The sequence below is a fragment of the Pyrolobus fumarii 1A genome (genome assembly GCF_000223395.1).
Taxonomy (GTDB): Archaea; Thermoproteota; Thermoprotei_A; order Sulfolobales; family Pyrodictiaceae; genus Pyrolobus; species Pyrolobus fumarii.
On the sequence record NC_015931.1, the window covers coordinates 349,400 to 372,934 of the forward strand.

At 56.9% G+C, this 23,535-nt stretch carries 20 protein-coding genes and 1 tRNA gene; 13 read left to right on the forward strand and 8 right to left on the reverse strand.

Annotated elements, in window-relative coordinates; all coding sequences use genetic code 11:
* The first annotated feature begins 1 nt into the window (after position 1).
* Together PYRFU_RS01985 and PYRFU_RS01990 are read left to right on the forward strand one after the other, a co-directional pair.
* Positions 2-1,345 carry a vWA domain-containing protein gene (locus PYRFU_RS01985; RefSeq protein WP_014025934.1) on the forward strand — a complete coding sequence of 448 codons (1,344 nt, stop codon included), beginning with the start codon at positions 2-4 and terminating at the stop codon, positions 1,343-1,345.
* Between the two features lie 53 nt (positions 1,346-1,398).
* The gene (locus PYRFU_RS01990; protein WP_014025935.1) at positions 1,399-2,211 is read left to right on the forward strand and encodes a [LysW]-aminoadipate/[LysW]-glutamate kinase; all 813 of its coding nucleotides are present in this window, start codon (positions 1,399-1,401) and stop codon (positions 2,209-2,211) included.
* 92 nt (positions 2,212-2,303) lie between these two features.
* Here the strand turns inward: PYRFU_RS01990 and PYRFU_RS01995 are convergent, their stop codons facing one another.
* A complete protein-coding gene (locus PYRFU_RS01995; RefSeq protein ID WP_014025936.1) occupies positions 2,304-4,535 on the reverse strand; it encodes a CDC48 family AAA ATPase in 2,232 nt (743 codons plus the stop codon).
* 142 nt (positions 4,536-4,677) lie between these two features.
* Between PYRFU_RS01995 and PYRFU_RS02000 the strand changes: the two genes are divergently transcribed.
* The gene (locus PYRFU_RS02000) at positions 4,678-5,145 is read left to right on the forward strand and encodes a hypothetical protein (RefSeq protein ID WP_014025937.1); all 468 of its coding nucleotides are present in this window, start codon (positions 4,678-4,680) and stop codon (positions 5,143-5,145) included.
* On the opposite strand, the gene ubp is transcribed toward PYRFU_RS02000, so the two are convergent.
* Positions 5,075-5,539: a UBP family nucleoid-associated protein gene (gene ubp / locus PYRFU_RS02005; RefSeq protein ID WP_482822341.1), complete on the reverse strand. Its 465-nt coding sequence runs from the start codon at positions 5,537-5,539 to the stop codon at positions 5,075-5,077. The genes PYRFU_RS02000 and ubp overlap by 71 nt on opposite strands.
* 131 nt (positions 5,540-5,670) lie before the next feature.
* On the opposite strand from ubp, the gene PYRFU_RS02010 reads away from it, so the two are divergent.
* The 3 genes from PYRFU_RS02010 to PYRFU_RS02020 all read left to right on the forward strand — a co-directional run bounded on the left by PYRFU_RS02010 (position 5,671) and on the right by PYRFU_RS02020 (position 7,045).
* A complete protein-coding gene (locus PYRFU_RS02010) occupies positions 5,671-6,153 on the forward strand; it encodes a hypothetical protein (RefSeq protein ID WP_014025939.1) in 483 nt (160 codons plus the stop codon).
* Positions 6,154-6,239: 86 nt separating this feature from the next.
* A tRNA-Thr gene (locus tag PYRFU_RS02015) sits at positions 6,240-6,315 on the forward strand.
* 244 nt (positions 6,316-6,559) lie between these two features.
* The gene (locus tag PYRFU_RS02020; protein WP_244403864.1) at positions 6,560-7,045 is read left to right on the forward strand and encodes a PaREP1 family protein; all 486 of its coding nucleotides are present in this window, start codon (positions 6,560-6,562) and stop codon (positions 7,043-7,045) included.
* A 95-nt stretch (positions 7,046-7,140) separates the two neighbouring features.
* On the opposite strand, the gene PYRFU_RS02025 is transcribed toward PYRFU_RS02020, so the two are convergent.
* The 3 genes from PYRFU_RS02025 to PYRFU_RS02030 form a co-directional block, all read right to left on the reverse strand.
* Positions 7,141-8,544, reverse strand: a complete 1,404-nt coding sequence (locus PYRFU_RS02025) for a sodium:solute symporter family protein (RefSeq protein ID WP_244403884.1) — start codon at positions 8,542-8,544, stop codon at positions 7,141-7,143.
* Positions 8,545-8,554: 10 nt separating this feature from the next.
* Positions 8,555-8,716, reverse strand: coding sequence for a hypothetical protein (locus tag PYRFU_RS10340; RefSeq protein ID WP_014025942.1), 162 nt, complete (start codon positions 8,714-8,716; stop codon positions 8,555-8,557).
* 176 nt (positions 8,717-8,892) lie between these two features.
* Positions 8,893-9,645 (reverse strand): dihydrofolate reductase family protein, encoded by a 753-nt coding sequence (locus PYRFU_RS02030; protein WP_341871671.1) that lies wholly within the window; start codon positions 9,643-9,645, stop codon positions 8,893-8,895.
* Between the two features lie 56 nt (positions 9,646-9,701).
* Between PYRFU_RS02030 and PYRFU_RS02035 the strand changes: the two genes are divergently transcribed.
* From PYRFU_RS02035 to PYRFU_RS02060, 6 genes are all read left to right on the forward strand, one after another.
* The gene (locus PYRFU_RS02035) at positions 9,702-9,953 is read left to right on the forward strand and encodes a hypothetical protein (protein WP_048191363.1); all 252 of its coding nucleotides are present in this window, start codon (positions 9,702-9,704) and stop codon (positions 9,951-9,953) included.
* A 5-nt stretch (positions 9,954-9,958) separates the two neighbouring features.
* Positions 9,959-10,576, forward strand: a complete 618-nt coding sequence (locus tag PYRFU_RS02040; RefSeq protein ID WP_014025945.1) for a thioredoxin family protein — start codon at positions 9,959-9,961, stop codon at positions 10,574-10,576.
* A gap of 123 nt (positions 10,577-10,699) precedes the next feature.
* Positions 10,700-13,795, forward strand: a complete 3,096-nt coding sequence (gene ccsA, locus PYRFU_RS02045) for a cytochrome c biogenesis protein CcsA (RefSeq protein ID WP_014025946.1) — start codon at positions 10,700-10,702, stop codon at positions 13,793-13,795.
* Between the two features lie 11 nt (positions 13,796-13,806).
* Entirely contained in the window at positions 13,807-16,908 is a 3,102-nt protein-coding gene (locus PYRFU_RS02050; protein WP_014025947.1) for a DEAD/DEAH box helicase, read from the forward strand.
* Between the two features lie 183 nt (positions 16,909-17,091).
* The gene (gene kae1, locus PYRFU_RS02055; protein WP_014025948.1) at positions 17,092-18,165 is read left to right on the forward strand and encodes a KEOPS complex N(6)-L-threonylcarbamoyladenine synthase Kae1; all 1,074 of its coding nucleotides are present in this window, start codon (positions 17,092-17,094) and stop codon (positions 18,163-18,165) included.
* An 88-nt stretch (positions 18,166-18,253) separates the two neighbouring features.
* Positions 18,254-19,432: an FkbM family methyltransferase gene (locus PYRFU_RS02060; RefSeq protein ID WP_014025949.1), complete on the forward strand. Its 1,179-nt coding sequence runs from the start codon at positions 18,254-18,256 to the stop codon at positions 19,430-19,432.
* Between the two features lie 12 nt (positions 19,433-19,444).
* Here PYRFU_RS02060 and PYRFU_RS02065 read toward each other — a convergent pair whose 3' ends face one another.
* The 3 genes from PYRFU_RS02065 to PYRFU_RS02075 form a co-directional block, all read right to left on the reverse strand.
* Entirely contained in the window at positions 19,445-20,791 is a 1,347-nt protein-coding gene (locus PYRFU_RS02065) for an alkaline phosphatase family protein (RefSeq protein ID WP_083818469.1), read from the reverse strand.
* Positions 20,792-20,855: 64 nt separating this feature from the next.
* Positions 20,856-22,022, reverse strand: a complete 1,167-nt coding sequence (gene sat / locus PYRFU_RS02070; RefSeq protein WP_014025951.1) for a sulfate adenylyltransferase — start codon at positions 22,020-22,022, stop codon at positions 20,856-20,858.
* A 13-nt stretch (positions 22,023-22,035) separates the two neighbouring features.
* Positions 22,036-22,242, reverse strand: coding sequence for a hypothetical protein (locus PYRFU_RS02075; protein ID WP_014025952.1), 207 nt, complete (start codon positions 22,240-22,242; stop codon positions 22,036-22,038).
* Between the two features lie 141 nt (positions 22,243-22,383).
* Between PYRFU_RS02075 and PYRFU_RS02080 the strand changes: the two genes are divergently transcribed.
* A complete protein-coding gene (locus PYRFU_RS02080) occupies positions 22,384-23,478 on the forward strand; it encodes a tyrosine--tRNA ligase (RefSeq protein ID WP_014025953.1) in 1,095 nt (364 codons plus the stop codon).
* The last annotated feature ends 57 nt before the right edge of the window (positions 23,479-23,535 follow it).

The window sequence follows — 23,535 nt, forward strand, 5'->3', positions numbered from 1 at the left end:
CTTGCTAGGCTTACCCTTCTTTGCTGTCTCGTGGCGCTCCCTCATAGAGAGGGCACGCGCCCGCATATGCGGTGCAGATCGTGTACTCTGTGGTATACTCCTAGCTCTCAAGCCAGTCGAGGCTCCCGGCCTTGGCACGCTAGGGGTCACGAAGGATGGTAGGCTACTCGTCGACCCTAAGGCGGTAATGGAGTATACGCTGCACGGTAGGCGTATAGAGGAACTAGCGAGGATACTTGTTCACGAGGCGCTACACGTACTCTTCTTGCACCCAGAGCGTTGCGAGAAACTAGGAGACTTGAACATATGCAACGTGGCAGCTGACGCCATCGTCGAGGCTACTATCGAGGAGAGTGTTAGGGGTGACCCGTCTCTCGCGAGAACGCTAGGATTCTACACGGAGGATGGCGTGCTTAACGCGCCACGCCCCGGTAGCGAGTATCACAAGAGGCTAGAGGCTCTGCGCGAGTTTCTAGAGAAGTGCGGTGTGCCATGGGACATGGTGTTAGACGAGACTCTCGAAAGTATCTACAAGAAGCTAGAGGCTTGTCTCAGGAAGAAGGGCGGCGCGCCCGCCAAGAGTATAGACTCTCACCCGTGGGGCGGCGCCCAGCCGTCAATCGTAGCGCCGAGAGGAGGAAGCATCAGCAGTGGTCGTGAACAGCTTGGCGAGATAGCTCGCATGGCGGCCAAGATGGTCGAGGAGGGTGGCGGTGCAGGACCTAGTGGCATCGCGGGCAAACTGCCTGGCGTCGTGCCCGGCGAGTGGGAGAACGTACTCGAGCTTACCGGGCTACGTGCAAAGCTAAACTGGAGGCAGCTGCTACAAAGGCTTCTCGACCGCTACGCGCCCCTCGACTATACCTGGAGAAGGCCAAGTAGGAGGAGCGAGGCTCTACGCGTCTACCTGCCCGGGCCTCTCAAGAGAGGATGGAAGATAACAGTGGCGCTCGATACCAGCGGGAGCATAGAGGACGACGAGTACAGAGAGTTCCTCGCGGCGCTATACGAGCTTCTCGCTGACCGCCCCGTTGAGACGCTAGTTGTCGTAGAGGCCGACGTGAGGGTGCAAAGAATGCAGGTCTTCACCGACCCGCCGCCACCAGCGGTCATAGAGTGGGCGAGGAGGAGACGAGGATACGGCGGTACAGTCTTCAGCACAGTGATAGACGAGATACTCGAGAAGCACCCCGACACAGACCTCATCATATACTTTACCGACGGGTACGGCTACTACCCCAAGACCCAGCCAAGAGTCCCCATCATCTGGGTCATCTCTAGGAGGGGTGTCAAGCCGGGTAGCCGCTACTGGCCACCCATTGGCCACGTCGTGAAAATCGAGTGATAGGTGCGTGCCCTATAACACCGGGGGCTTCTCGAGCCAGCGCGGGGACACGCATGCTCCTAGTCGTAAAGGCTGGAGGAAGAGCCCTCGAGCAGAACATGGAGCGTATACTCGACTCGATAGCGTGGGCAGTGCAGGAGGGCCACAAGGTAGTATTCGTGCATGGTGGCGGTGACCTGGTAACCGAGTACTCCAAGAAGATGGGGGTCGAGCCAAAGATAATGATGTCTGCAAGCGGAGTTCGCTTCCGCTACACTGATGAGGAAGAGCTAGAGGTATTCGTGATGGTGCTGGCAGGTCTGCTCAACAAGAGGATTGTCGCAGGTCTCGAGAAACGCGGTGTGAAGGCTCTAGGCGTTAGCGGTGTGGATGCAGGCATGATCCGCGCCGAGAGAAAGAAGCACGTGATCGTTATCGACCCGGAGACCGGGAGGAAGAGGCTACTGCCAGGCGGCTATACGGGCAAGATAAGAAGCGTAGATGCAAACGCGATGACTAGACTATTAGATGCAGGATTCACGCTGGTAGTCGCACCCCTAGCACTAGGCACTGAAGGCGAGATGCTCAACGTGGATGGCGACCAGGCCGCGGCAGAGATAGCGAAGGCACTAAGAGCCGACAAGTTAATCCTTCTCACAGACGTCGACGGACTGCTGATTGATGGCAAGCTTGTGGAGAGCCTTACACCGGATGAGGCCAGAGCGCTGCTAGAAAAGATAGGGCCTGGCATGAACCGAAAGGTGATGATGGCAGTCGAGGCTCTAGAGGCTGGAGTTGGCGAGGTCGTGATAGGCTCGGGGCTACGTGAAAACCCGATACGCGAGCTGCTAGAAGGGGCCCCAGCCACTAGGCTAGCCAGAGGATGAGATGAGAGAAAACAAGAAGTGTAGCACAAAACACAGGTATACTAAAAAGCAAGCCGAGGTGCAAGAGAATAGGGCTCCGCGGGGTCAGTCTTTTAGATGACCATCCTCTTGAGCTCTCTCGCAAGCCTCTCGTAGCGGAGTATATCCTCTCTCGTTAGGCTCGGCGGCACTGCTTTCAGCGCCTTGAGGAAGTGCTCCATGCGCACTGGTTGCGGCTTTAGACCCTGGCCCTTCTGGATAGCCTCCCTAAGCGCTATCATTGCGGCTTCACGGCACACAGCCTCAATGTCAGCGCCCGTGTAGCCCTCTGTCATCTCGGCAAGCTTCTCTAGGTCCACGTCGTCAGCCAGCGGCATCTTCCTAGTGTGTATCCTAAAGATCTCTAGCCTCGCCTTCTTGTCTGGCGGTGGCACATAGATGAGACGGTCGAATCTGCCTGGTCTGAGCAGCGCCGGGTCTAGGATGTCCGGCCTGTTAGTGGCAGCAATCACAACCACATTCTGAAGCGGCACGATGCCGTCCATCTCGGTAAGCAGCTGGTTCACAATCCTGTCCGTCACGCCGCTAGTGTCGTGCCTCATGCCCCTAGCTGGTGCAATGGCGTCAATCTCGTCGAAGAAGATGATGGTTGGTGCTACTTGTCTCGCCCTCCTGAATATCTCTCGTATTGCTTTTTCGCTTTCGCCTACCCACTTTGAGAGTATCTCTGGGCCTCTCACGGCTATGAAGTTGGCGCCGCTCTCGGTTGCAGCGGCCTTCGCGAGCAGGGTCTTGCCGACACCCGGCGGGCCGAAGAGCAGAATCCCCTTCGGCGGACGAATACCCATCGACTCGAATACCTCTGGGTGCTTCAAGGGCCACTCCACAGCCTCACGAAGCTGCTGCTTAACATCCTCAAGACCACCAATATCATCCCAATGCACCTCAGGAACCTCAACATAGATCTCTCTGATGAGGCTCGGCTGTATCACCTTCATTGCATCGAGGAAGTCCTTCATTGTCACGACGAGCTTGCGGAGGGTCTCGGTGGGTATCGGCTTGTTGAGATCTATCTGGCCGCTCTTGATGAACCTCCTTAGCGCGTTCATCGCGGCCTCTTTGACGAGTGCTGCTAGGTCGGCGCCAGTGTAGCCGTGCGTCATCTCGGCAATCCTATCCAGGTCTACCACGTCGCCAGGGCTGCATAGGCCCTCCTTGACCTTCTGCTCGTCACAGAGGGGCACATTCCTCACGTGAACCAGGAGTATCTCCTTGCGTGCCCTCTTGTCTGGAGGCCTGATCTCGATCTCTCTGTCGAACCTGCCGGGCCTCCTAAGCGCCGGGTCAATGGCGTCCGGCCTGTTAGTAGCGCCGATAACGATGACCTTGCCGCGCTCCTTGAGGCCATCCATTAGGGTTAGGAGCTGGGCGACAACACGCTTCTCGACCTCGCCTGTTACCTCCTCGCGCTTCGGTGCAATCGCGTCAATCTCGTCGATGAAGATGATTGCTGGGGCGTTCTTCTCGGCCTCCTCGAATATCTCGCGTAGCCTCTGCTCGGACTCGCCGTAGTACTTGCTCATTATCTCCGGGCCGTTGATAGCAATGAAGTAGGCTCCAATCTCGTTAGCAAGTGCTTTCGCGAGTAGCGTCTTGCCTACACCGGGAGGCCCATAGAGCAGGATACCCTTCGGAGGCTCGATACCAAGGTGCTTGAAGAGCTCCGGGTGCTTCAATGGCAGCTCGACTATCTCGCGTATCCTCTCCTTTGCCTCCTCAAGGTCGCCGATATCCTCCCAGGTTACTCTCGGTATCTTCCTGCGCACCTGCTCCTCCTTCACAGGCTCCTCGCGCAGCTCCACCTCGGTCTGCTCGGTGATGTAGACAGCCTGGCCAGGCTGCGTCGAGACGACGACCAGGCGTAGTGCAGAGCCGAAGAAGGGTATGATGACGACCTCTCCGCGGGTAACTGGGCGCCTAAGGAGGAACTCCTTCACGTACTCGACGAAGTCGCGGGATACGGGTATTCTCTCTGTGGGGGCAAGGACAACACGGATAGCAGGTTGCACCTTAGCCTTCCTGACAGTCACGTAGTCCCCGATGCCCACGCCAATAGCCTCGCGTATGTAGCCATCTATCCTTATGATGCTCTTGCCCTCCTCGTCTGGCGGCAGCGGCCAGACCTGCGCCACAGCCGTACCCTTTGGACCCTCAATCTCTATGAAGTCCCCGACCTCGACGCCAAGCTGCCTCATCGTACGCCTATCAATCCTGGCTATCTTCCTGCCAACGTCCTTCGACCGCGCCTCTGCAACGCGGAGGCGGACTTCTCTCGTCTCGGGCACTCTGGTGGCACCTCAGTTACAATGTTCTAGTGGTAACCTCCGTTTTAAATACGCGCCTTAACGTGGTAGCCTCTCGGCCGTACGCGGGGTGTGAGAGCTGCCCGCCTGCCTTGAAACGCTGCGCGGTCTGCGCGAGGCTCTGGTGAAGAGTCTAGGCATAGAGGCCAGGCTAGAAGAGGACATCGGGGTGCTGGGTTACCCGTTCCGCGACCCCGAGACGGGCCTGGAGATGCTGGTGGCGGCGGTGTGTGACTCGGACAGGCTACGGGTAACGGTGGTGGCTCGTAACTACCGGAGCGTGGTTGTCGAGAGACTCGGGCGGGAGGCAGCATGCAAGCTACTATGGGCTGCCTCAACGGTCGCCCCGATCACAAAGGTGTCGGTGGGTGTGGGCGTAGAGGGCGAGTTCTACATGGAATTGTGGGCCCCGATGCTCAGCGAGCCCAGCGTAGAGGAGGGCTTGTCAGCCTTCATGGCCGGCCTGGGCTTAGCCTCGTGGCTCCGTGACCAGGTGAAGAGGGTGCAAGAGGGCTACGAGCCTATACCGTTGGCTCTCGCCGTGCTGGCCGCAACCCAGCAGAGCGGCGGCTCGGGACAACCTCAAGGATGAGCGTCTCCAGCCCCTCAAACAGCCACTTGAACCTCTCGAACGTCTCGTAGTCGAGTAGGATGTCGTTGCTATCCCCTATCCTCGCGAAACGGAGGCCATCCAACGGGTTAGGCGGGGGGTCCGGCGCGTCTGCAAGCTCTCGCGGCTTCTCGCGCCCCACGTACCTCCACACGAGCCTCCCGTTGCGCCTCTCGAGGCGGTACCAGTAGCGCCCATAGTAGTGGTACTTCTTGCGGGTACCGTCGGCCAGCGTGTGATACACTATGTGGAGGGGTTTGAGGTAGAACCCCGTGCCCGAGATGAGAGAGTTATAATGGTAGAGTTGCTCGCGATACTTCTCGAGAGCCTCCTTAACCCTCTCATACCCGCCCTTGACAAGCACAAGCCTCCTCATCCTCAACCCTAGCTACCCACCCCACCCGCTACACTATGCACGCCAGCCAGGGTTGCAGAGAGCCACCCCAGTAACACGGCAGGCAACCAACACATAGAGCGACGCCATCAACGGTATACGGGGCGGCGCGGATGAAAGCCGAGATAATCTACTACGAGCCCGTCGAGATAACCGTGGGGCCGGTCAAACTCACCGTCCTACGCATAGCCAGACGGGAGGAAGTAGAGATAGGCGAGGAGAAGGACGTAAGCAGGCTCTACGACAAGCTCACCCGCATAGTCTCAGAGGCCAGAAAGCGAGGCAGAAACCTAATCGTAGAGGCGAGAGTATCCAGCGAGGGCAAAGAGGCGGTATACGCGGAGTCCACGCTTGAAGGCGCAAAGACGCTCATCTACTACCGCCCAGCCAGGCTACGCGCAGTCACAGTAGTACGCGAGGGCCCAGGAGGCTCCAACCTGGCAACAAGGCACCAAGTAACGAGAGAAATGTACGTCTACGAGGGGAAGGTGGAGGTCAAGGACCCCGAGGGAAAGGTAAAATTCGTGATAATAGAGACCGATGATGGTAAGAGACTCTTGAGAAAAGGGGAATTCACGGTAGTAGCCAAACGCTAGGCAAGACGCGGGGCTACGATGAAAACAAAACTATACTAGCCGTAAACCACATAACCCGTTTGTACGGAAATCACCTCGCGGACGGTGCCGCCGTAGCTCAGCTGGCAGAGCGCCGCCCTGGTAAGGCGGAGGTCCCGGGTTCAAATCCCGGCGGCGGCTCCACTTCTATACCCACCACGGTTACAGCCGATATCCACTCTGTTGGCGAAACTCTAGATTACCTGATTCGGGGTGCCAGTCTATCCGGCTATGGCGAGTATCATCAAAATGAAGTGTAGTAGGTGCGTTTTGCGCTCTCGTCGTGCTTAGAAGGGGTTACGTACGTAAAATCCATGTTTGCGTTCCGTGCGTCTTGTGTCAGGTGTTTAAAGCATCGTTCATCACGAGCATTTAATTGGTGTATAGTGTGAGTGTTGTTGTAACGCTACCCCGGGTTATAGTCGAGCGTTTAAGGAGGGAGGCTGTGAGGCATGGGCTCACCCTAGAGGAGTACATGGTTGAGCTCCTCACTAGGAATCTCGATCCAGCAGAACGAGCACGTGAGTACATCGTTGCTGCTAGGGAGCTGCTAGAGCAGGCTCGGAAGGAGGTGAAACGGGGCGATGCTAGGCAGGCTGCCGAGAAGGTTTGGGGTGCCACGGCTCTAGCCGTGAAGGCTTATGCTTCTTGGAGGGATGGTAGGAGGTTGGCAAGCCACGGGGAACTATGGGAGTATAAGAGGATTCTTGAGGATGAGCTTGGAGACTGGGTTAGTGACGCCTGGCACGCCGGGCAAACGATGCACGTATGTTTCTATGAAGGTTGGTGTAGTGTACGAGACGTCGAGAAGGCGTTGAAGCGTGTCGAGAAGCTCGTAGCCGAGGTGGAGAAGAGAATACTTGGTGTCAAATAGGACGTGATAGTGGGTAACTTGGCTGGATACGAGGTGTTGCTTCTAAAAATAGTCTACCTACACATTATGTACGAGGTGCTCCACCCGATGTTCTCTTAGCCTCGGTGCCTCAACAGCACTGGTAGCACCAACACCGTAGACACTATTAGCACGATGAGCGATAATGGTACGCCCCATATGTTAAAGATGAAGGCCTTCTTCGGTCCCAGTATGAGTGCCGCGGCGAAGGCTATGGCAACCCCGGATACTATAGACGCGAGAGCATAGCCTCCCATGCCGCGGGCACTCTGCGGTGATAGTGCCGCTATTATGGTCGGGACGGCTAGCGGCAGTAGCAATAGCGATGAGAGTACGCTCATCTCGACTATAGGCGCGGGCCTGGATAGGGCCACGGCGGCAGCTGCAGTGTTTATCAGCAGCACGGCGATGTACGCTGCTTTGAGCCCCCTAAGGCCAAGCTCGTGTGACAAGGCGCTCGCAATGCTCAACACTATGCTGTCTACCGTAGAGATGCTCGCGGCCACTATGCCCACATAGGTCGCGGCTGCGAGAGGCGCGGGGGCGAGAGTCAGCAGTGTTGGCGTAACTTTATCCCGGGCGTCGACGGGCGGCAGGATATTCGCGGCGCTGAGCCCAGCTGCTATCAACCCTATGCCGACTACTAGCAGCGTGTAGGCCCACCCGTACAGCCCGAAGAGTGTCACCATCCTCCGGTAGGACTTGGCGTCCCTCGGGACATAGAGGCGCTGGACTACCTGCGGGTTGGTCACCGCGAAGAAGACCCACGGGATGGTGAACGCCAGGAACGTCGATGGGGTCCAGAAGCTCGTCAAGTCTAGAAGACCCTTCTCCGAGACGAGGCGTGCCACGTCAACATCATGCCCGGCTATGAGCGTTGATAACCACGCTATTAGCGCGATAGCCGTGGCTATCATCCACGTGCCCTGGAACGCATCTGTCGTCGCAACGCTCCACATACCAGCGATGAGTGTCCACAACGCGCTGAGGATGAACATGGCTGCTACTCCATAGGCGAAGCCTAGGCCCAGCCCCTCGAACACGCGCCCAACGCCAATGAACTGGGCAGAGGCGTAAGGCACAAGAGCGACGAGATAAAGCAGAGCAACAGCTACACCCAGCGTCCTAGAGCCGTATACACCGCTAAGCACCTCGCTCGGGCTAACCCAGCCCCTCTCACGCGCCATACGCCATATCCTCGGGCCCACGAGCGATAGCAAGCCAAGAGTGGCTATGAGGTACGCTAGCTCGAAGCCTAACGAGCCCACACCCGTAGAGTAGGCGAACCCCACGAGGCCAACCATCATGAAGCTGCTGTACGTGGTGGCAGCGTAGGTCAACGCCGCTAGGAAACCACCAAGCCTACCGCCAGCAGTGTAGAAGTCCTCCACAGTCCTGATACCCATCCGGCGAGAGAGCCAGGCAATCAGCGAGCCCACGGCGACAAACAGTACAAAGAGACCGGCGAACCACAGAGCCACGCTCAAGCTATCACCCCACCCTCTTCAAGTACACGATGGTGAGTATCAGCCAAGCTAGGCTCAAGACACTCCAATACGTGAACAAGTCTACGGGCAGCGAGCGGGTGAAGACAGGAAGGTAGTGTAGGATGAGTACAGCCGCGAACGCGAGTAGATAGCCTCGTAGACTCACTAGCCAACCACCGGTATGGTCTCACTATTCCTAACAGCGGGAAGAATTAAGCATCCCTAGTGTAATTTACAAAATTAAAGCAGAACGGTCGCAATCATATATTGTAAATAAAACATGGCAAAGAATGGGTATGAGGCTACTACGCCCACAGGCATGTGAGGAAGCATCTCTACACTCTACAGGCGTGCAGCTCGGAGTATCCTATCTGCAAGGCAGCGAGGAGGCGGAGTGGACACGGGACAGCATTGCGCATCTCGTACGCGGTAAACTAGGTGTATGCAATGCCCGCAAGGGCATACCTCGTGGCATTCGAGACTAAGCCTTGGTGATGCTGGCCACTCGGTGAACCCTCGACCCTCCGGATCGTCTACAATGCTCCTTCCCGCCGCGAACAACACTGGGGCTATGGTAACGCGAAGCTCGTCAACTAGCCTCTCCCTGTGCAAACTGTGTGCCAGCACACCGCCACCCTCTACTAGCACCCTCTTCACTCCATAGTTCTCCAGCAGAATCCTCAGCGCATCCCCTAGGTTAACGCGGTGTCCCTCACCAACCACGACAACCTCCACACCCCTACGGCGCAACTCCTCTATCTTTTCGCGTGGCGCGCTGCCACCGGTAAACACGATGGTAGGTACGCTAGTATCGTTATACACCCTTGCGTTGGGGCTTGTCGAAAGACGCCCATCGACGACGACACGGTAGTAGGGCTTGACATCTCCAATTCTACGAGCAAGTCTAGGGTTGTCGATATTCACGGTGCTAGCTCCGACCATTACAGCGTTTACCATACCCCTAAGCAGGTAGAGCCTAAGCTTGTCGAACTTGCAGCTCAAGATGCTATAGCCGGTAGCGGATGCAATTCGACCGTCAATGGTCATCGTAGAAAAGTGTAGGACAAAGGGTCTCTCATACACGGCTTGTGGCACCCGCAATATAGTGAACCGGCGGCTTGGTGTATTGTACCCGCGGGAGCAGCGGGGCCATGCGGTTCAAGAGGCTTGAGGTCGGGGCTAGCCGCGTGCCATGCGCGAACCCCATTGCTATGATACACATGGCGCTCGTGGAGCTCGGCGAGGACGAGGGTCTCGAGATAATCACTAAGAAGAGTAATGCGAGGGAAGTGCGGGAGGCGCTCGCGATGCTAGATGATGTCGTGCAGATAGTAGAGGAGAGTCTTGAAGGTGATGTGTATAAGGTTCGTGTGGTTCCACGGCACGAGCAGAAACGGGGCTGAGCGCAGTGACCGCGCAGTTAAACCTCATACTTATAGACACTCTCCTGAAGGCGTACGGTGCGCCGCGCTTATCCGAACTGTTGCGGAAGCTGGCGAGCCTGGAGAGGAGCGTCGAGATTATCGTGGAGCAGGGTGAGAACGAGGCATCTAAGGTAATGCTAGATGTGCTTCGCAGCTTTTCTGATCTATCGGGTGGCAAGCTGGTCATACGTGAGGAGCGGACAGATAGGAAGCTGCCCCCGCCCCCCTCCATACGTGTCGTGACATGCTTCGAGGGTAGGCTGCGCTACCATGGCCTCATGGACGGTATATTGTTGGGTCCCCTAGTCGAGTCGCTACTGTATGCCGGCGGTGTGCTTGAACCGCCGAGCGTCGAGGCAAAACAGCGTCGCGTGGAGATATACGTGATACCTGGTAGGCCTTGCCTCGTGACGCTGCGTAACTTCATACCAGTAGTAGCAGCCTCTAACGAGCTGGAGCTCGACGTGATAGATGCGAGGGAGTATGAGAAGATGGGTGGGAAGCTACCAGCACCGTTTGTACCAGCGGTTGTCGTGGACGGGAAGCTAGTGAAAGTGGGCTCGGTCAAGAGTATAGAGGAGGCTGTTAAGCTGCTAGAGTGACCAGCCGCAACTGCGATGATGACACCCTCGGTGCGGAGAGGATGACGAGTTATAGGATTGCTGAGCGGCATCACGCTTAATACGGCGTTGCTTCATGGTGTTTTAAAACGAGGGATTGATTAAATGAGTGATTTCGTAGGTTACCACTATACCATAATCCCTGCGGTTGCGCTTCTCGCGCTTCTCGCCTATTCTAGTCTCGAGGCGCTGCGCGGGAGACTAGCAAAGTCCAAGAAGATGCTGATGCTCTCCGCGCTTCTCGCTATAGCCGCGTGGGTGGTATACACAATACCATTCGTCACTCGCGACTATAGCCTCAAGCCGGTATACGAGTCTACAAGCGAGGCGCTGCCAGAGTGGCTGCTGCCCGCGACAGCGTGGAGCACCGGCGGAGGTAGCCTCTACCTTTACGCGGTGATAGCGGCTATAGGAGCCTACCTCGTAGCCAGGAGCGTCGAGAACAACCGCGTGTATCTAGCTGTTGCACCGTGGCTAAGCGGTGTGGCCCTCATAGCCGCGATACTCTACGGCGCGTTCGATCTGAATCCCAACCCGCAGCTAACCGGCATGGGCCTAAACCCGCTCCTCAAGAGCTTCTGGATATACCCTCACCCCCTCACAACCTTCGGCGGCTATGCCCTCCTCGCAGTCTCCACGTTCGCCCTTGCACTCGGGCTACGCTCTAGGAGCATAACGGTGGTCTACGAGATAGGCTGGGCTATGCTAACACTCGGCATAATGCTAGGCGGCTTGTGGAGCTACGAGACGTTCGGGTGGGGCGGCTACTGGGCATGGGATCCCGTCGAGACGGCGGAGCTCATGGTGTGGCTGGCCGCCACTACAGTACCACACGTAATGGTAGCGTTGCCCTCGCTCGCTCCAGGTGTAGCGGCGTTAACAACCTCAACAGTCTACCTCGCAATGTACGTCACTAGGACAGGTTTGAGCCCGTTGCACAGCTTCGCGGCTCCCGGCATAGCCTCTCTGACGCTAATCTCGGTATCGATGGCACTACTGGTGCTAAGCCTGTACCTCCTCGTGAAGGCCGAGGGCGTGGCCCGCGAGGTGAGGAAATGGGTAAGGACGCCGTTCAACCTAGGCATGGGTATTGCGACGATAGCATTGCTCCTAGCGACGCTGTTCGTCACATCATCGCTATTAATGCCGTCGATATTCACGGCGGTGGGTCAGCGGGCTACAGCACCGACGATGGACAGCGGGATACGCTTCTACCACCCAGTGTTATACCCGGTGGCACTCGCGCTCCTCACCGGCATCGCGATAGCGTTCATCGGTGATAGGCTTGGATGGAGAGGCATAGCATCTCTAATGGCTTCTGTTGCTCTAGCGGCGGTGCTGCTAGCCTATAGAGTCGCCAGTGGTGGGCTCACGCTTGCACCCCTCTCGCCACAAGCGACCAACATCATGATGGTCGTCGGTATCGTGTTCGCCGCGACAACCATAGTCTCGACGCTAGTGTTTATCGCGCTACGTATACGTGACAGCTTGAAGAGCGGTGCCCGTATACCAACGGATCATTACCTAGGCATAGCCTTGATCCACCTCGGCTTCGCGTTGGTGCTTCTCGGCGTCTTCCTCGGCGGCACCTACTCCTACAACCAGGCCTACTTCGAGAGCTACACGTTGAAGCCAGGCGACTCTATACAACTGCCCGGCGGGAAACTACTCGTATTCGAGGGTTACGAGTACGGCGTAATAGAGGAGCCCGTCGACATATTCACGCCCTACGCTGGCAGGAGCAGCACATACTTCCTTGCACAGGACGCGCTACTGACTCTGCACTTCGATGTTGCCTCGCTCTACAAGAGCTACATGGAGGGCAAGAGGCTGTGGAACAGCGACCCGCGGGTCCTCCTAGTGCGCAGCCTTGAAGACAAAACATTCCATATGAATGGGAGTATAGTGCTGTGCCCCGAGGGTTGCAGCGCGACAATAAGCTACCGTGATATAGTGAACAACATCACCTCGACGCTGAGCAGCGACAACACGAGCATTGTGCTGGAGAATGTGACGCTAAGCTTCGCGATAGAACCGTGGACTACTCGCGGCGCAGTCGTAGGCACGGTTGTAGCGGTCTACGTGAACTCTAGCAACGCCACTCTATACGCGAAGGGTGTAGCGAAGGACCTGCAGCTCGGGAGCCACATGTTCTACCTGGTAATGTTCGACAAGTCGGTTAACATTACGGTGCAGGGTGTGGGTGTGCTCGAGGTACGCGGGATAGGATTCTACGTGACGCCGGAGAGCCTACGGAAGAAAGAGGCTAGAATAGTAGGCAACGACACTCTAGTCCTAGGCCCCGTTATCGGCTTCGTGGCTGACGGTACACTCTATGCTAACGGTATCCGCGTCAACGTGGGTCTGGCCAAGACGCTGCCGGCATCCATCGCCTACTACATACTCGTGAACAGCAACGAGAGGCTTAAGAGCCTCATAGAGGCGATAGCAAACAGCACGCTCGCAAGCATCCTGACCAACTCTAGCATAATCCTAAGAGCTGCTAACTACACGGGATGCGAAACATACCACCCGCTAGTATACCAGATGTCGCACAACGTCTTCATACACCTACGCGGCGGGTGTATAGATGCGCCGCGTTTCGTCCCCGCAACCGCGTATGTGAAGCTGAAGTTTGCCATCGTTGACCCGGAGAGCGGCGCGAGGCTAGAGGTGCCGGCTATACTACGATTCGAGGTGAACGGCGAGATACAGGGCATCCATGGTCTAGTCTCTGAGGTTCTACACGCGCCGCTAGGCGTGACCGACGTGTACATAGCGGTACACCCGCCATCGGTGCAAAGCGATGTATCGTTCTTGTTGCCCATGGGCCAGCTCTACACTCCCGTATTCCACGACCTCGCGGTGTACTATCTGCACGAGGCATTCAAGGTAATCAAGGACCCTGTCAAGAGGCTCGCGCTGGCAGCCCTCATAGCCTCCGGGTTGCAGCTGGACAATGCGCGTAGGATGGATCCAAACCTACGCGGCGTCATACTAGAGGCTGATGCTATCGCGCTTTACCTTCTCGCAGAGAAGTACAGCGTTGACAAGTCTCCACTCGTAACTGAGGGTGTCGTTGTGGAAGTCAAGCTGGTGCCCGGAGCAATCCTAGTCTGGAGCGGCTCCATTGTAATGGCCCTGGCGGCTGTCATTGCAGCGGCAGCTAGACTAGCCGGGGGTCGAGTAGGGCGACAGTAGGGTAGCGAATAGTGCCTATTGACACGCGCCTGTTGCTAGAGAAGCTGGGCTATAGCTACGAGTTTCTCTCCGAGCCTGCCTCATCCCCCAGCTTCTCTAGCAAGAGGTTTGAGGAGATTCACGAGAGGTTCTCTAATACCAGGCTGCGCGGCAGGAGACTATACCGGCATCAACTCGAGACTCTGGAGGCGCTAACTGAGGGCTGTAACGTCATACTGGTTGCTGGCACGGGCTCTGGCAAGACAGAAGCGTGGTTCATGTACACGGCGCTAGCCGTTAGGAGTGGATTGGAGCCGCGTGTCCTCGCTCTATACCCCACGCTCGCATTGGCTCATGATCAGGTTGCGAGGCTCAGGGAGTATGGCGAGGCTACCGGTGTGAAGGTAGTCGCGCTAGATGCGGGGGAGAGGGAGAGGCTAGAACGTAGCCTTGGACGCGCTGGGCTAAGGAGAGTCATCAGCGAGGCTCATGTAGTTGCTACTAACCCTGCGTTCCTCCTCCAAGAGGTGAAGAGGCTTGGCGAAGGCCGAGACCCGATACTCAAGCCCTTCATAGAGAACCCGTGGCTCATAGTGATAGACGAGCTCGACTTCTACAGCCCTAGGGGCGTCGCGCTGATAGACGCGATGCTACGTATAATCGCCATGGTCTCTAAGGTCAAGCCACGCGTAGCCGTACTAACAGCGACGCTGGCAAACCCCGAGGAGCTGGCAAAGCATCTGAGGAGCGTCACGGGGCGATGCACGCGCATAGTAAGGGGTGAGCCGTTTCGCGTAGAGAACCGCGTGTACATAGTACTGGGTAAAGACCTGGAGGCCCTGAGAAAACTCATCAAAGAGAAGGTTCGGGGCTCAGAGGATAGGCTGCCACGTGATATACTCGAGGCGCTTTCTGACCCCGAGAGGTTCCGCAAGGAAGCCTACCGGGTGACAGGCGCGTTACGCGGTCTAGGCTTTGACGTGCCATCCCCGAGCATAGACATAACCGAGATACTAGCGAGCTACGTCGAAGATGATGGCGTGACGCTAGTCTTCACACGTAGCATCGCTGTGGCTGAGAGACTCGCCAGGAGGCTACGCGAGAAGCTGGGCGACAAAGCGGAACTCGTAGCAGCTCATCACCACCTTGTGCCTCGGGAGGAGAGAAGGCGGGTGGAAGAAGCGGCGAGACAAGGCAGAGTCAAGATCATCTTCTCGCCACGTACACTAGCACAGGGCGTCGATATAGGCACGGTTGTGCGTGTCGTCCACTATGGGCTTCCTGAGGATGTACGCGAGTTCCTCCAGAGGGAGGGGAGGAAGGGACGGAGACCCGACATACCCTTCACCGAGACCGTGATAATACCCGCGGGCTTCTGGGACCGAGAGCTACTCGGGAAGGGTGTTGACGCTCTACGCGAGTGGCTATCCATGCCGTTAGAGCGTGTCATCGTGAACCCCGACAATCTATACGCTAGCCTCTTCACAGGGATGTGGAAGCTACGCCGCAGGCTTTACGATCATCTCGATGAGCGCGAGAAGACCGCCTTGAAGGCTGCGGGTGTGTTGGGGGATGACGGGAGGGTTAACGAGCGGCGTTTGAAGTGGGTATGGGAGCGGCTCAACTTCTACGAGTTCGGGCCACCCTATGGTATCAAGAGGTACCTGGTGCATAGAGATGGGCGCATGGAGCCCTTGGAGCCCATAGGATTCTGTGATCTTGTCGAGCACTTCCAGCAGGGTTGTATCGACCTTGCAAACGAGGCTATCGTGACCGGCTTCCGTAGGGGTGGGCGCGGCCACGTCACGGCGGTGATCGAGGAGCCCATTGGCGAGGTAGATCTACACAAGTACCCAGCGCTTGCGGACGCGCTCGAAGAGTACGAGTTGCTGAAGAGAAGGTGGGGCGAAGAGCCAAACGTGAAGCGCGATATCCTCCGCGGTGCTCTAGTCTCGCAGGCAGTGGCTGTGGTCTACCCGCCTAAGCGTGGTTTCGGCCGCCTCATCAAGATACCCAACAGGGTGATTTGGGTCGTTTACGGCGAGAAGCCCCTCGTGGTTAGAGGGCCTAAGGGAGAGACGATAGTCACTGATAGGCGTGGCGCGGTTTACGTGACTGGTGAGACTGCGGGCGTCTATACTGATTACACCTATGGCGTGACGATAGAGCTTCCACCCTGGGAGGACCCGAGCCTCGCTAGGATAGGTCTCGCGCTCCTAAACATAGTCCTTCGCAGGAAGTTCGGCATAGCGTTCGAGACGATAATGTATAGTGTTGAGAGGCTAGGCGATTACAAGGCAATCTCTCTCCACGAGCCAGAGGCCGCCGGTATAATAGAGCGGCTAGACTGGCGGGAGGTGTTGAAAGCAGTTAGGGAGTATGAGCCGAGTGGGCTTGACACGGCGCTACTAGCCCTAATAGACGAGGTGGCCTATGCCGAGTTTCTCGGCAAGAGTCTCGACTGGAGTGTCGCCAAGACGGCCGCGGAGAGAATGGCTAGCATCATTGCAAACGCTCTCTCGAAACGCGAGGTTATCGAAGTCGCTGGTGTCAAGCTTGAGCTTGTAAAACCAGGCCCAGAGCACAAGATACTCGCGGTTGGCGTTGCGCTCGAGGAGGCTTCTGCACCCAGAGGGCTCCTGGCACTAGCGCTCTTCGACGGAGAGAATATGCACAAGTGGAGCGGCGAGGTGTACCTCCTGCCGGGCGTGAGACCCCCAGACGACCTTAGGACACTCGAGCTCCTCGCCCAGGACCTGGTAGACTACGAGGGATACAAGCTCGTAGTGCCGTCGCGCGAGTCGATAGAGACTCTACGCAAGGGCGGACTACGGCTACTCCCAAGGCTAGCCGCTGAGGCTCTCGACGCGCGAGAGGTGTGGCGGGAGGCTGGCCTCCCGGAAGAGCTGCAACCACTCGCAGTGAGAGCAGCCGCCGAGAGACTAGGTTGGAGCATGCCGGACCCAGCGGAGCTCGCGGCTAACGCTGCCGAGGCTCTACAAAAGGGGTGGAGGAGGAAGGCTCTCGAGGCGCTAGAGAAGGCCGCAGAGGCTACAGCCCGCATAGTATACCTCACCGCTCTCCTAGCCAAGAGGGCCTCCCGGGACAATAACCGAGGTTCAAACGCGGGTTGAGCCCCTCCCCGCAGGCCACTTCGACGATGAACCCTCACAGTGGTGGAATGCTCGCAGTGAGGGCCAACAGCCCTACGTGGCTGCAGGACGGTGCGACCGTCTGCACTTCTACAGTAGTTGTACAACATTTAGCGCTTGTTTAGTTCCTGCTTGTACGTGCGGCTCGAAGGGGGCTAGCGTAGCTTGACTGTCACGGTTCACGGTAACCCTAGGACGCTATACCCCCTACTAGACTGGGATCGCGAGGTATACGTGCTGGGTATAGAGTCCACAGCGCACACATTTGGCGTCGGCATAGCCTCTACGAGACCACCCTACATACTAGCCAACGCGAGGCGAACATACCGGCCAGAGAAGGGCGGTATCCACCCGCGCGAGTCAGCTAGCTTCATGGCGCGTGTGGCGCCGGACGTAGTGAGAGAGGCCCTCGAGGAGGCAGGTGTGAAACCATCGCAGCTTGACGCGATTGCTGTGGCTCTCGGCCCCGGCCTAGGCCCCTGCTTGAGGATAGGCGCGACCATCGCGAGGGGGCTAGCGGCGTACCTAGGCAAGCCGTTGATCCCCGTGAATCACGCTGTTGCACACGTGGAGATAGGTAGGTTGAGTGGCGGGCTCCAGGATCCACTCGTGGTGTACGTCTCGGGGGGCAACACGACCGTACTCGCGTACGGCAAGGGCAGATACCGTGTATTCGGCGAGACGCTTGACATCGCGCTGGGCAACTTGCTTGACACATTCGCGAGAGAGGTCGGCATAGCCCCACCCTACGTCGTCGAGGGGCTCCACGTGGTAGACCGTTGCGCCTCCGAGGCAGACGAGCCCCATCCACTCCCCTACGTCGTCAAGGGGCAGGACGTGAGCTTCTCGGGTCTACTCACCGCTGCCCTACGTGCAGTGGAGAGAGGCGTACCGCTACCCAAGGTCTGCCTAGGATTACGCGAAGTAGCATACGGAGCTGTAGTCGAGGTTGGCGAGAGAGGACTCGCGCACACCGGAAAGAAAGAAGTGCTGCTAGTCGGCGGTGTCGCGGCAAGCCCCATACTAAGAGAGAAGATGAAACTCATGGCAAACCTCCACAACGCTAGGTTCCACGCGCCCCCACCGCCACTCGCAGGAGACAACGGCGCAATGATAGCATGGACAGGCCTCCTGGCGTACATGAGCGGCGTAACCATCCCGATAAAGGATAGCAGAGTAAGACAAAGATGGAGAGTAGACGAGTACGTGATACCTTGGAATGTTCAGTTAGACAAGTAGGTAGCTACAACAAGTCTAGATTCAGACTTTTCAACATAGTTTTTAATCCTACAAGTGTCGGTCAAGACATGCTCTGGAGGAACAATGTATGGTTGAACAGCTGCTGAACGAACTTGATAAGTGCACAACGCCGGAGGACCTTGCAGCGCTGGTAAAGGAGTACATCAATGATCCTAGTCGAGTTGTTAGTCCAGTGTCAGAAGGAATTCTGACAGAGTATAAGTACAGTGTGAGAAGACTAGGTAGACTCCTGCCGTTACTTCAAACACTATCTAGGTTACTAGGCGTCACGATAATACGTAGAAAACTATTCAGCAGAATCCGTTATTCCTTATCAATTCTATATGACAAATCTTGTCTATCATGTGTTCACTTTCTGCGAGTTATAGACGTTGTAAACAACCCAGATGAATGGATGTATTTGTACAAAGTGCTAGATAGGGATGGTAAAGATGCTCTAATGCGCTGGCTTAAAGCAACATTTGCGCTGCATTTGGTCGAGCCATACGTGGTAATGGAGCGGTGGGCGAGAATCAAACCAAGTGATTATATAAAATTTGTGCAAGAAGATGCTCGGAAGATTCGCATCGGAAAGGTTAAGAAAGGAGGAAAGGTTTTTGATGTGTTTAGAGTCGAGGGCGAAAAGAGAGTATATAACATAGCAACAACGACGCACATGCTAGTGCCATCATGGTTCGCTGAAATCTACCCACGTCCACCTCGTGATGCACGCGTACTTGTTGACATTGGTGCGTTTGCCGGTGAATCATCTATTTGGATGTACGACAGGGTTAATGGTGAAGCAAAGGTACTTGCGTTTGAACCCGATCCTAGCGTACTAGAAGCCTTGCGCTACAACATCGAGATAAACAAACTGGAAAATAATGTTGTGCCTTTGGGGTATGCTCTTTCAGATAAAACTGGGAAAATGATACTTAGTGCCCAAGAAGGGATGTCGAGTATAACGTTTAGTACCAGTGAGCGTAAACACGAAGTCAGTGTGGTAACGCTTGATAGTATATTGGAAAAACTCAGCATCAAGACGGTTGAATACGTGAAAATCGATGTTGAGGGTGCTGAGGTTAACGTGCTTAGAGGTGCTAAAAGGACGCTTCGTGAATATAGACCTGTTATGGCAGTGTCGGTGTATCACCGTCCACGTGATCCGATAGTCATAGCAAGGATGTTGCAGGAGGCCGGATATACAAAGTTCAGTATGCGTTTCATACTGCCATTGCAAAACGAGGTCGTGCTCGTGGCAATGTAATACACTTAATTTTTATCTTACAACAAGTTCCAGTAGTAAGCTAGCAACATTATTCGCGTCTATTATGCCAGCATCTCCTCTGCCTATGGTACCCTCCGGGTCGTATATTGCAAGCACGCCGTTCCAGTCGTGTACAGCATCGTCGGGACCGCGGTCATTCTCGGGGAGGTAGTTGCTAGGCCAGCCTATCGTCCCGGCCGGCCTCCAGCTGAGATTATCGAGGTACACCATGAGGTCGGGGGCGTCTCCCCGTACAACCGGGTATAGCTCGCTAGGCTGGTAGACGAGGTTCTCCCACTGCTCGCCCTGGGGCCCGCGTATCTTCTCAAGGTCTCTCTTCAATTGTTTAACCGTCTCCTCGTAGTACTTGGGGTCTACTGTGCCTCTTGGCTCCCTCCCCTTGAGGTTGATGTAGACGCGGCTATAGTACCCGCCCCAAGCCCATGCTATCGTACCCTCCCAGTCGATCATATCCTCTGTTAGGTCTGTGCCGGGCTTCTCGGGCTCCTTGCGGAGCTTCAGGTAGCCCTGCTCGGCTAGCCACTGGTTGATCGCGAAGGCGCCCTTCATCGCCTTGATGCCGTGGTCCGATGCTATCACTATAACCGTGTCTCTCGGTAGCTTCTTGTGTAGCTTCCTGAACCACTTGTCTATCCTCTGGTACACCTCGGGTATGACGCGGGAGTATACCGGGTGCTCCTCGTGCCTGGGGTGCTGCGTGTCGAAGTACTTCCAGAAGGCGTGGTGCGCCCGGTCAACACCTATCTCGACATACACGAAAAGATCCCATTTCTTGCTCGTGGCGAGGTACCTCACTACGCGTAGATGCTGCTCTAGCATCTCGAAGAGCTCTCTGCGCACGCGCTCCTTGTCCTCGCTGCGGTACACTATGTCGAATATGAGCGGGCCGGCTATGCTCTCGATCTCCTTCTTCACCCACGGTGGCCACGTGTAGGGCTTCTCGGGCCCGGGGGTGGTAAAGTCCGTGACTAGTATACCGTGTATCGGCTTCGGGGGGTAAGTCGGAGGCACACCGAAGACAATGCTACGGAGCCCCTTCTCGCCCGCGATATCCCAGAGGGTAGGCTCGCGTATGAAACTCGAGTTGACGATGTATGGTTTGAACTCGCCGGGGCGGCGGTGGCGGAAGCCATAGATGCCGAGCTCTCCAGGAGTCTTCCCGGTGAACATGACCATCCAGGCGGGCACGGTGATAGGCGGGTGGCAGCTCCTCATCACGTAGCGCTTAGAGTCCTCGACGATATCAGCCAGGTACTCGAAACCAACCTCACGAGGCTTCTCGTACAGTATGCTCGGCGGCATGGAGTCAAGGCCTAGGACGAACACCTTGCGGGGCACTCGCTCCGCACCATACCCGTAGCAGAGAAGGCCAGGTTAGTAGGATGCTCGGCCTGCACCGGGTCTACCGGTTAGCCTCCTCGGGTGTGACGAACGGGTTCGGGTGCTTTAGTATCACCTGGGCTACCTCCGGCCTCATCATCTCGGGTGGCGGCGTCTTACCCTCGAGTATCATCTTCCTAAGCTTCGTGCCGCTTATACGCACCCTGTACTCGTCGGGATGTGGGCATATCTTCTCGTTGACCATACCGCCGCACTTCTTGCAGTAGAATGCCTCGCGGAAGAATAGCGGCGTTATGCCCAGGTCGGGGAACTCCTGGAACAACTCCCAGGCCTCGTAGGGCCCATAGTAGTTGCCGACGCCCGCGTGGTCACGGCCGACTATGAAGTGGGTGGCGCCAAAGTTCTTCCTCACTATGGCGTGGTGTATCGCTTCTCTCGGCCCAGCGTACCTCATCTCCATGCGTAGGACGGAGAACACCACGGAGCCCTTCGGGTAGTAGTGGCTAATGAGCACCTTGTAAGCCTCCACTATAACCTCGTCACGGTAGTCGCCTGGCTTCTTCCAACCCACAAGCGGGTTGATGAACAAGCCATCTACGAACGTCAACGCAGCCTTCTGGACATACTCGTGGCCAAGGTGGGGCACGTTCCTAGTCTGGAAGGCCGCGATGGTCTTCCAGCCCAGCTCTTGGAACAACACCCTAGTCTCCTTCGGCCACAAGCGGACGTTCTCGAAGGGCTCCGGGGGATCCTTTAGAAGCAGTATAGGGCCACCCACGAACAGCTCCTTCCTCCTCGCTAGCCTAGCGACACCGGGGTGCTGAGGATCCCTAGTCTTGAACACCTTCAGTGCATACTCGTCACGGTCCCACGTGTATATCTCCTCGACCCTCATCACCGCGATGGGCTCCCCACCATAATATAGTGCCACCTCGTCGCCCTCCTTGACCCCCCTTAGCTCCTCTCTACTTGCGTCCAGCACTATCGGTATGGTCCACGGGAGGTCATTCGCGAGCCTCATGTTGTCAAGGACGCTCTGGTAATCCTCGCGCACCATGAAGCCCTCCAGGGGGCTATAGACGCCATGCGCTATGTTAGCGGCATCCGCGGCGAGAGACGCGCTAAGCTCCAACCTTGGCATCTCCGGGGCCTCTGCCAGCAGCCTCTCCCTGCTACGCCCGCGCGCAACGCGATCCACAAGACGGCCTCCATGCGGCTTGTTGACCATCGCGATGCCACCCCTAGAGGTAGCCTAGGCTCCTCAACCTCTCTATAATCACTCTACGCTCCTCCTCCGTGACCTCAACCCCCGCCGAGTACTCCTCGAGGAACTCCTCGAGGGCGGCGCGTAACAGCCTCACTGCGAACCTCCCCGGCTCCTCGCCTAGACGCTCGGCAGCCTCGTTGAGCCTCTTCCAGAGGCTCTCTGGCACCTCTACGCAGGGCAAGACTCGTCCCATGATGCTGGGCTGGTGGGTGTTAGAGTGGCATAAAGGGGTGGTGGGGAGCTGGTGGCGTATGAGGATAGATGACGAGCTACGGTGTTTTTGGGACTAGTGGTTGCTAGTGCCTAGCCGGGTGCCCTGGCTGTGGACGTAGAGAAGAGGCTTAAGCTCATCACGCGTAACGCTGTCGAAGTTGTGACGCTGGACGAGCTGCGCTCTAGGCTAGAGGCTGGCGAGAAGCTGCGAGGCTACATCGGCTTCGAGCCAAGCGGCCTCTTCCACATCGGGTGGCTGATATGGGCCTTCAAGGTGAAGGATCTAGTCGAGGCCGGGGTAGAGTTCACGATACTAGAGGCTACGTGGCACGCATGGGTCAACGACAAGCTGGGCGGCAACATGGAGCTTATCAGGAAGGCTGCGAGGCACGTGCGCCACGTGCTAGAGGCTATCGGCGTACCAGTCGGAAAGATCAAGTTCGTGGATGCCGAGGAGCTCGTCTCGGACAAGGACTACTGGGCGCTGTTCCTCAAAGTAGCCAAGTCGAACACACTGGCGCGCGTCAAGAGGGCGTTGACGATCATGGGTAGGAGGGTTGAGGAGGGCGAGCAGGACTTCTCGAAGCTGATCTACCCGGCTATGCAGGTAACCGACATCTTCTACCTCGGCGTCGACATTGCTCTCGGTGGCACGGATCAGAGGAAGGCGCACATGTTAGCGAGGGATACGGCCGAGAAGCTAAAGCTCAGGAAGCCCATCGCGATACACACGCCACTGCTCACTGGCCTCCAGGGGCTCGGCAGGATGAACCCAAGCGAGGTAGACGAGGATACACACGCAGTCGAGTTCAAGATGAGCAAGTCGAAGCCCGAGACGGCGATATTCGTCTTCGACTCGCCGGAGGACATCGCGAGGAAGCTAAGGAGGGCCTACTGTCCGCCGAGGGAGACCCGGTTCAACCCGGTAATCGAGATAGCCAAGTACATCCTGTTCCCGTCTAGGCCGGGCTACAAGCTCGTCATAGAGAGGCCGGAGAAGTTCGGAGGCGGCGTTATCGAGGTGACTAGCCCGGAGGAGCTCGAGAAGCTCTACCAGGAGGGTAAGATACACCCGCTGGACCTCAAGAATGCTGTTGCGCGCGACCTCGCGGAGCTGTTGAAGCCTGTGAGGGAGTACTTCGAGCGGAACGAGGAGGCGAGGGAGACACTGGAAGAGCTAAAAAAGGTGGCTATGAAGGGATGAAGACACGGCCCCCAGTATAGGGGGTCTTCACAGTTACGCGGCAGACGAGTGGACGAG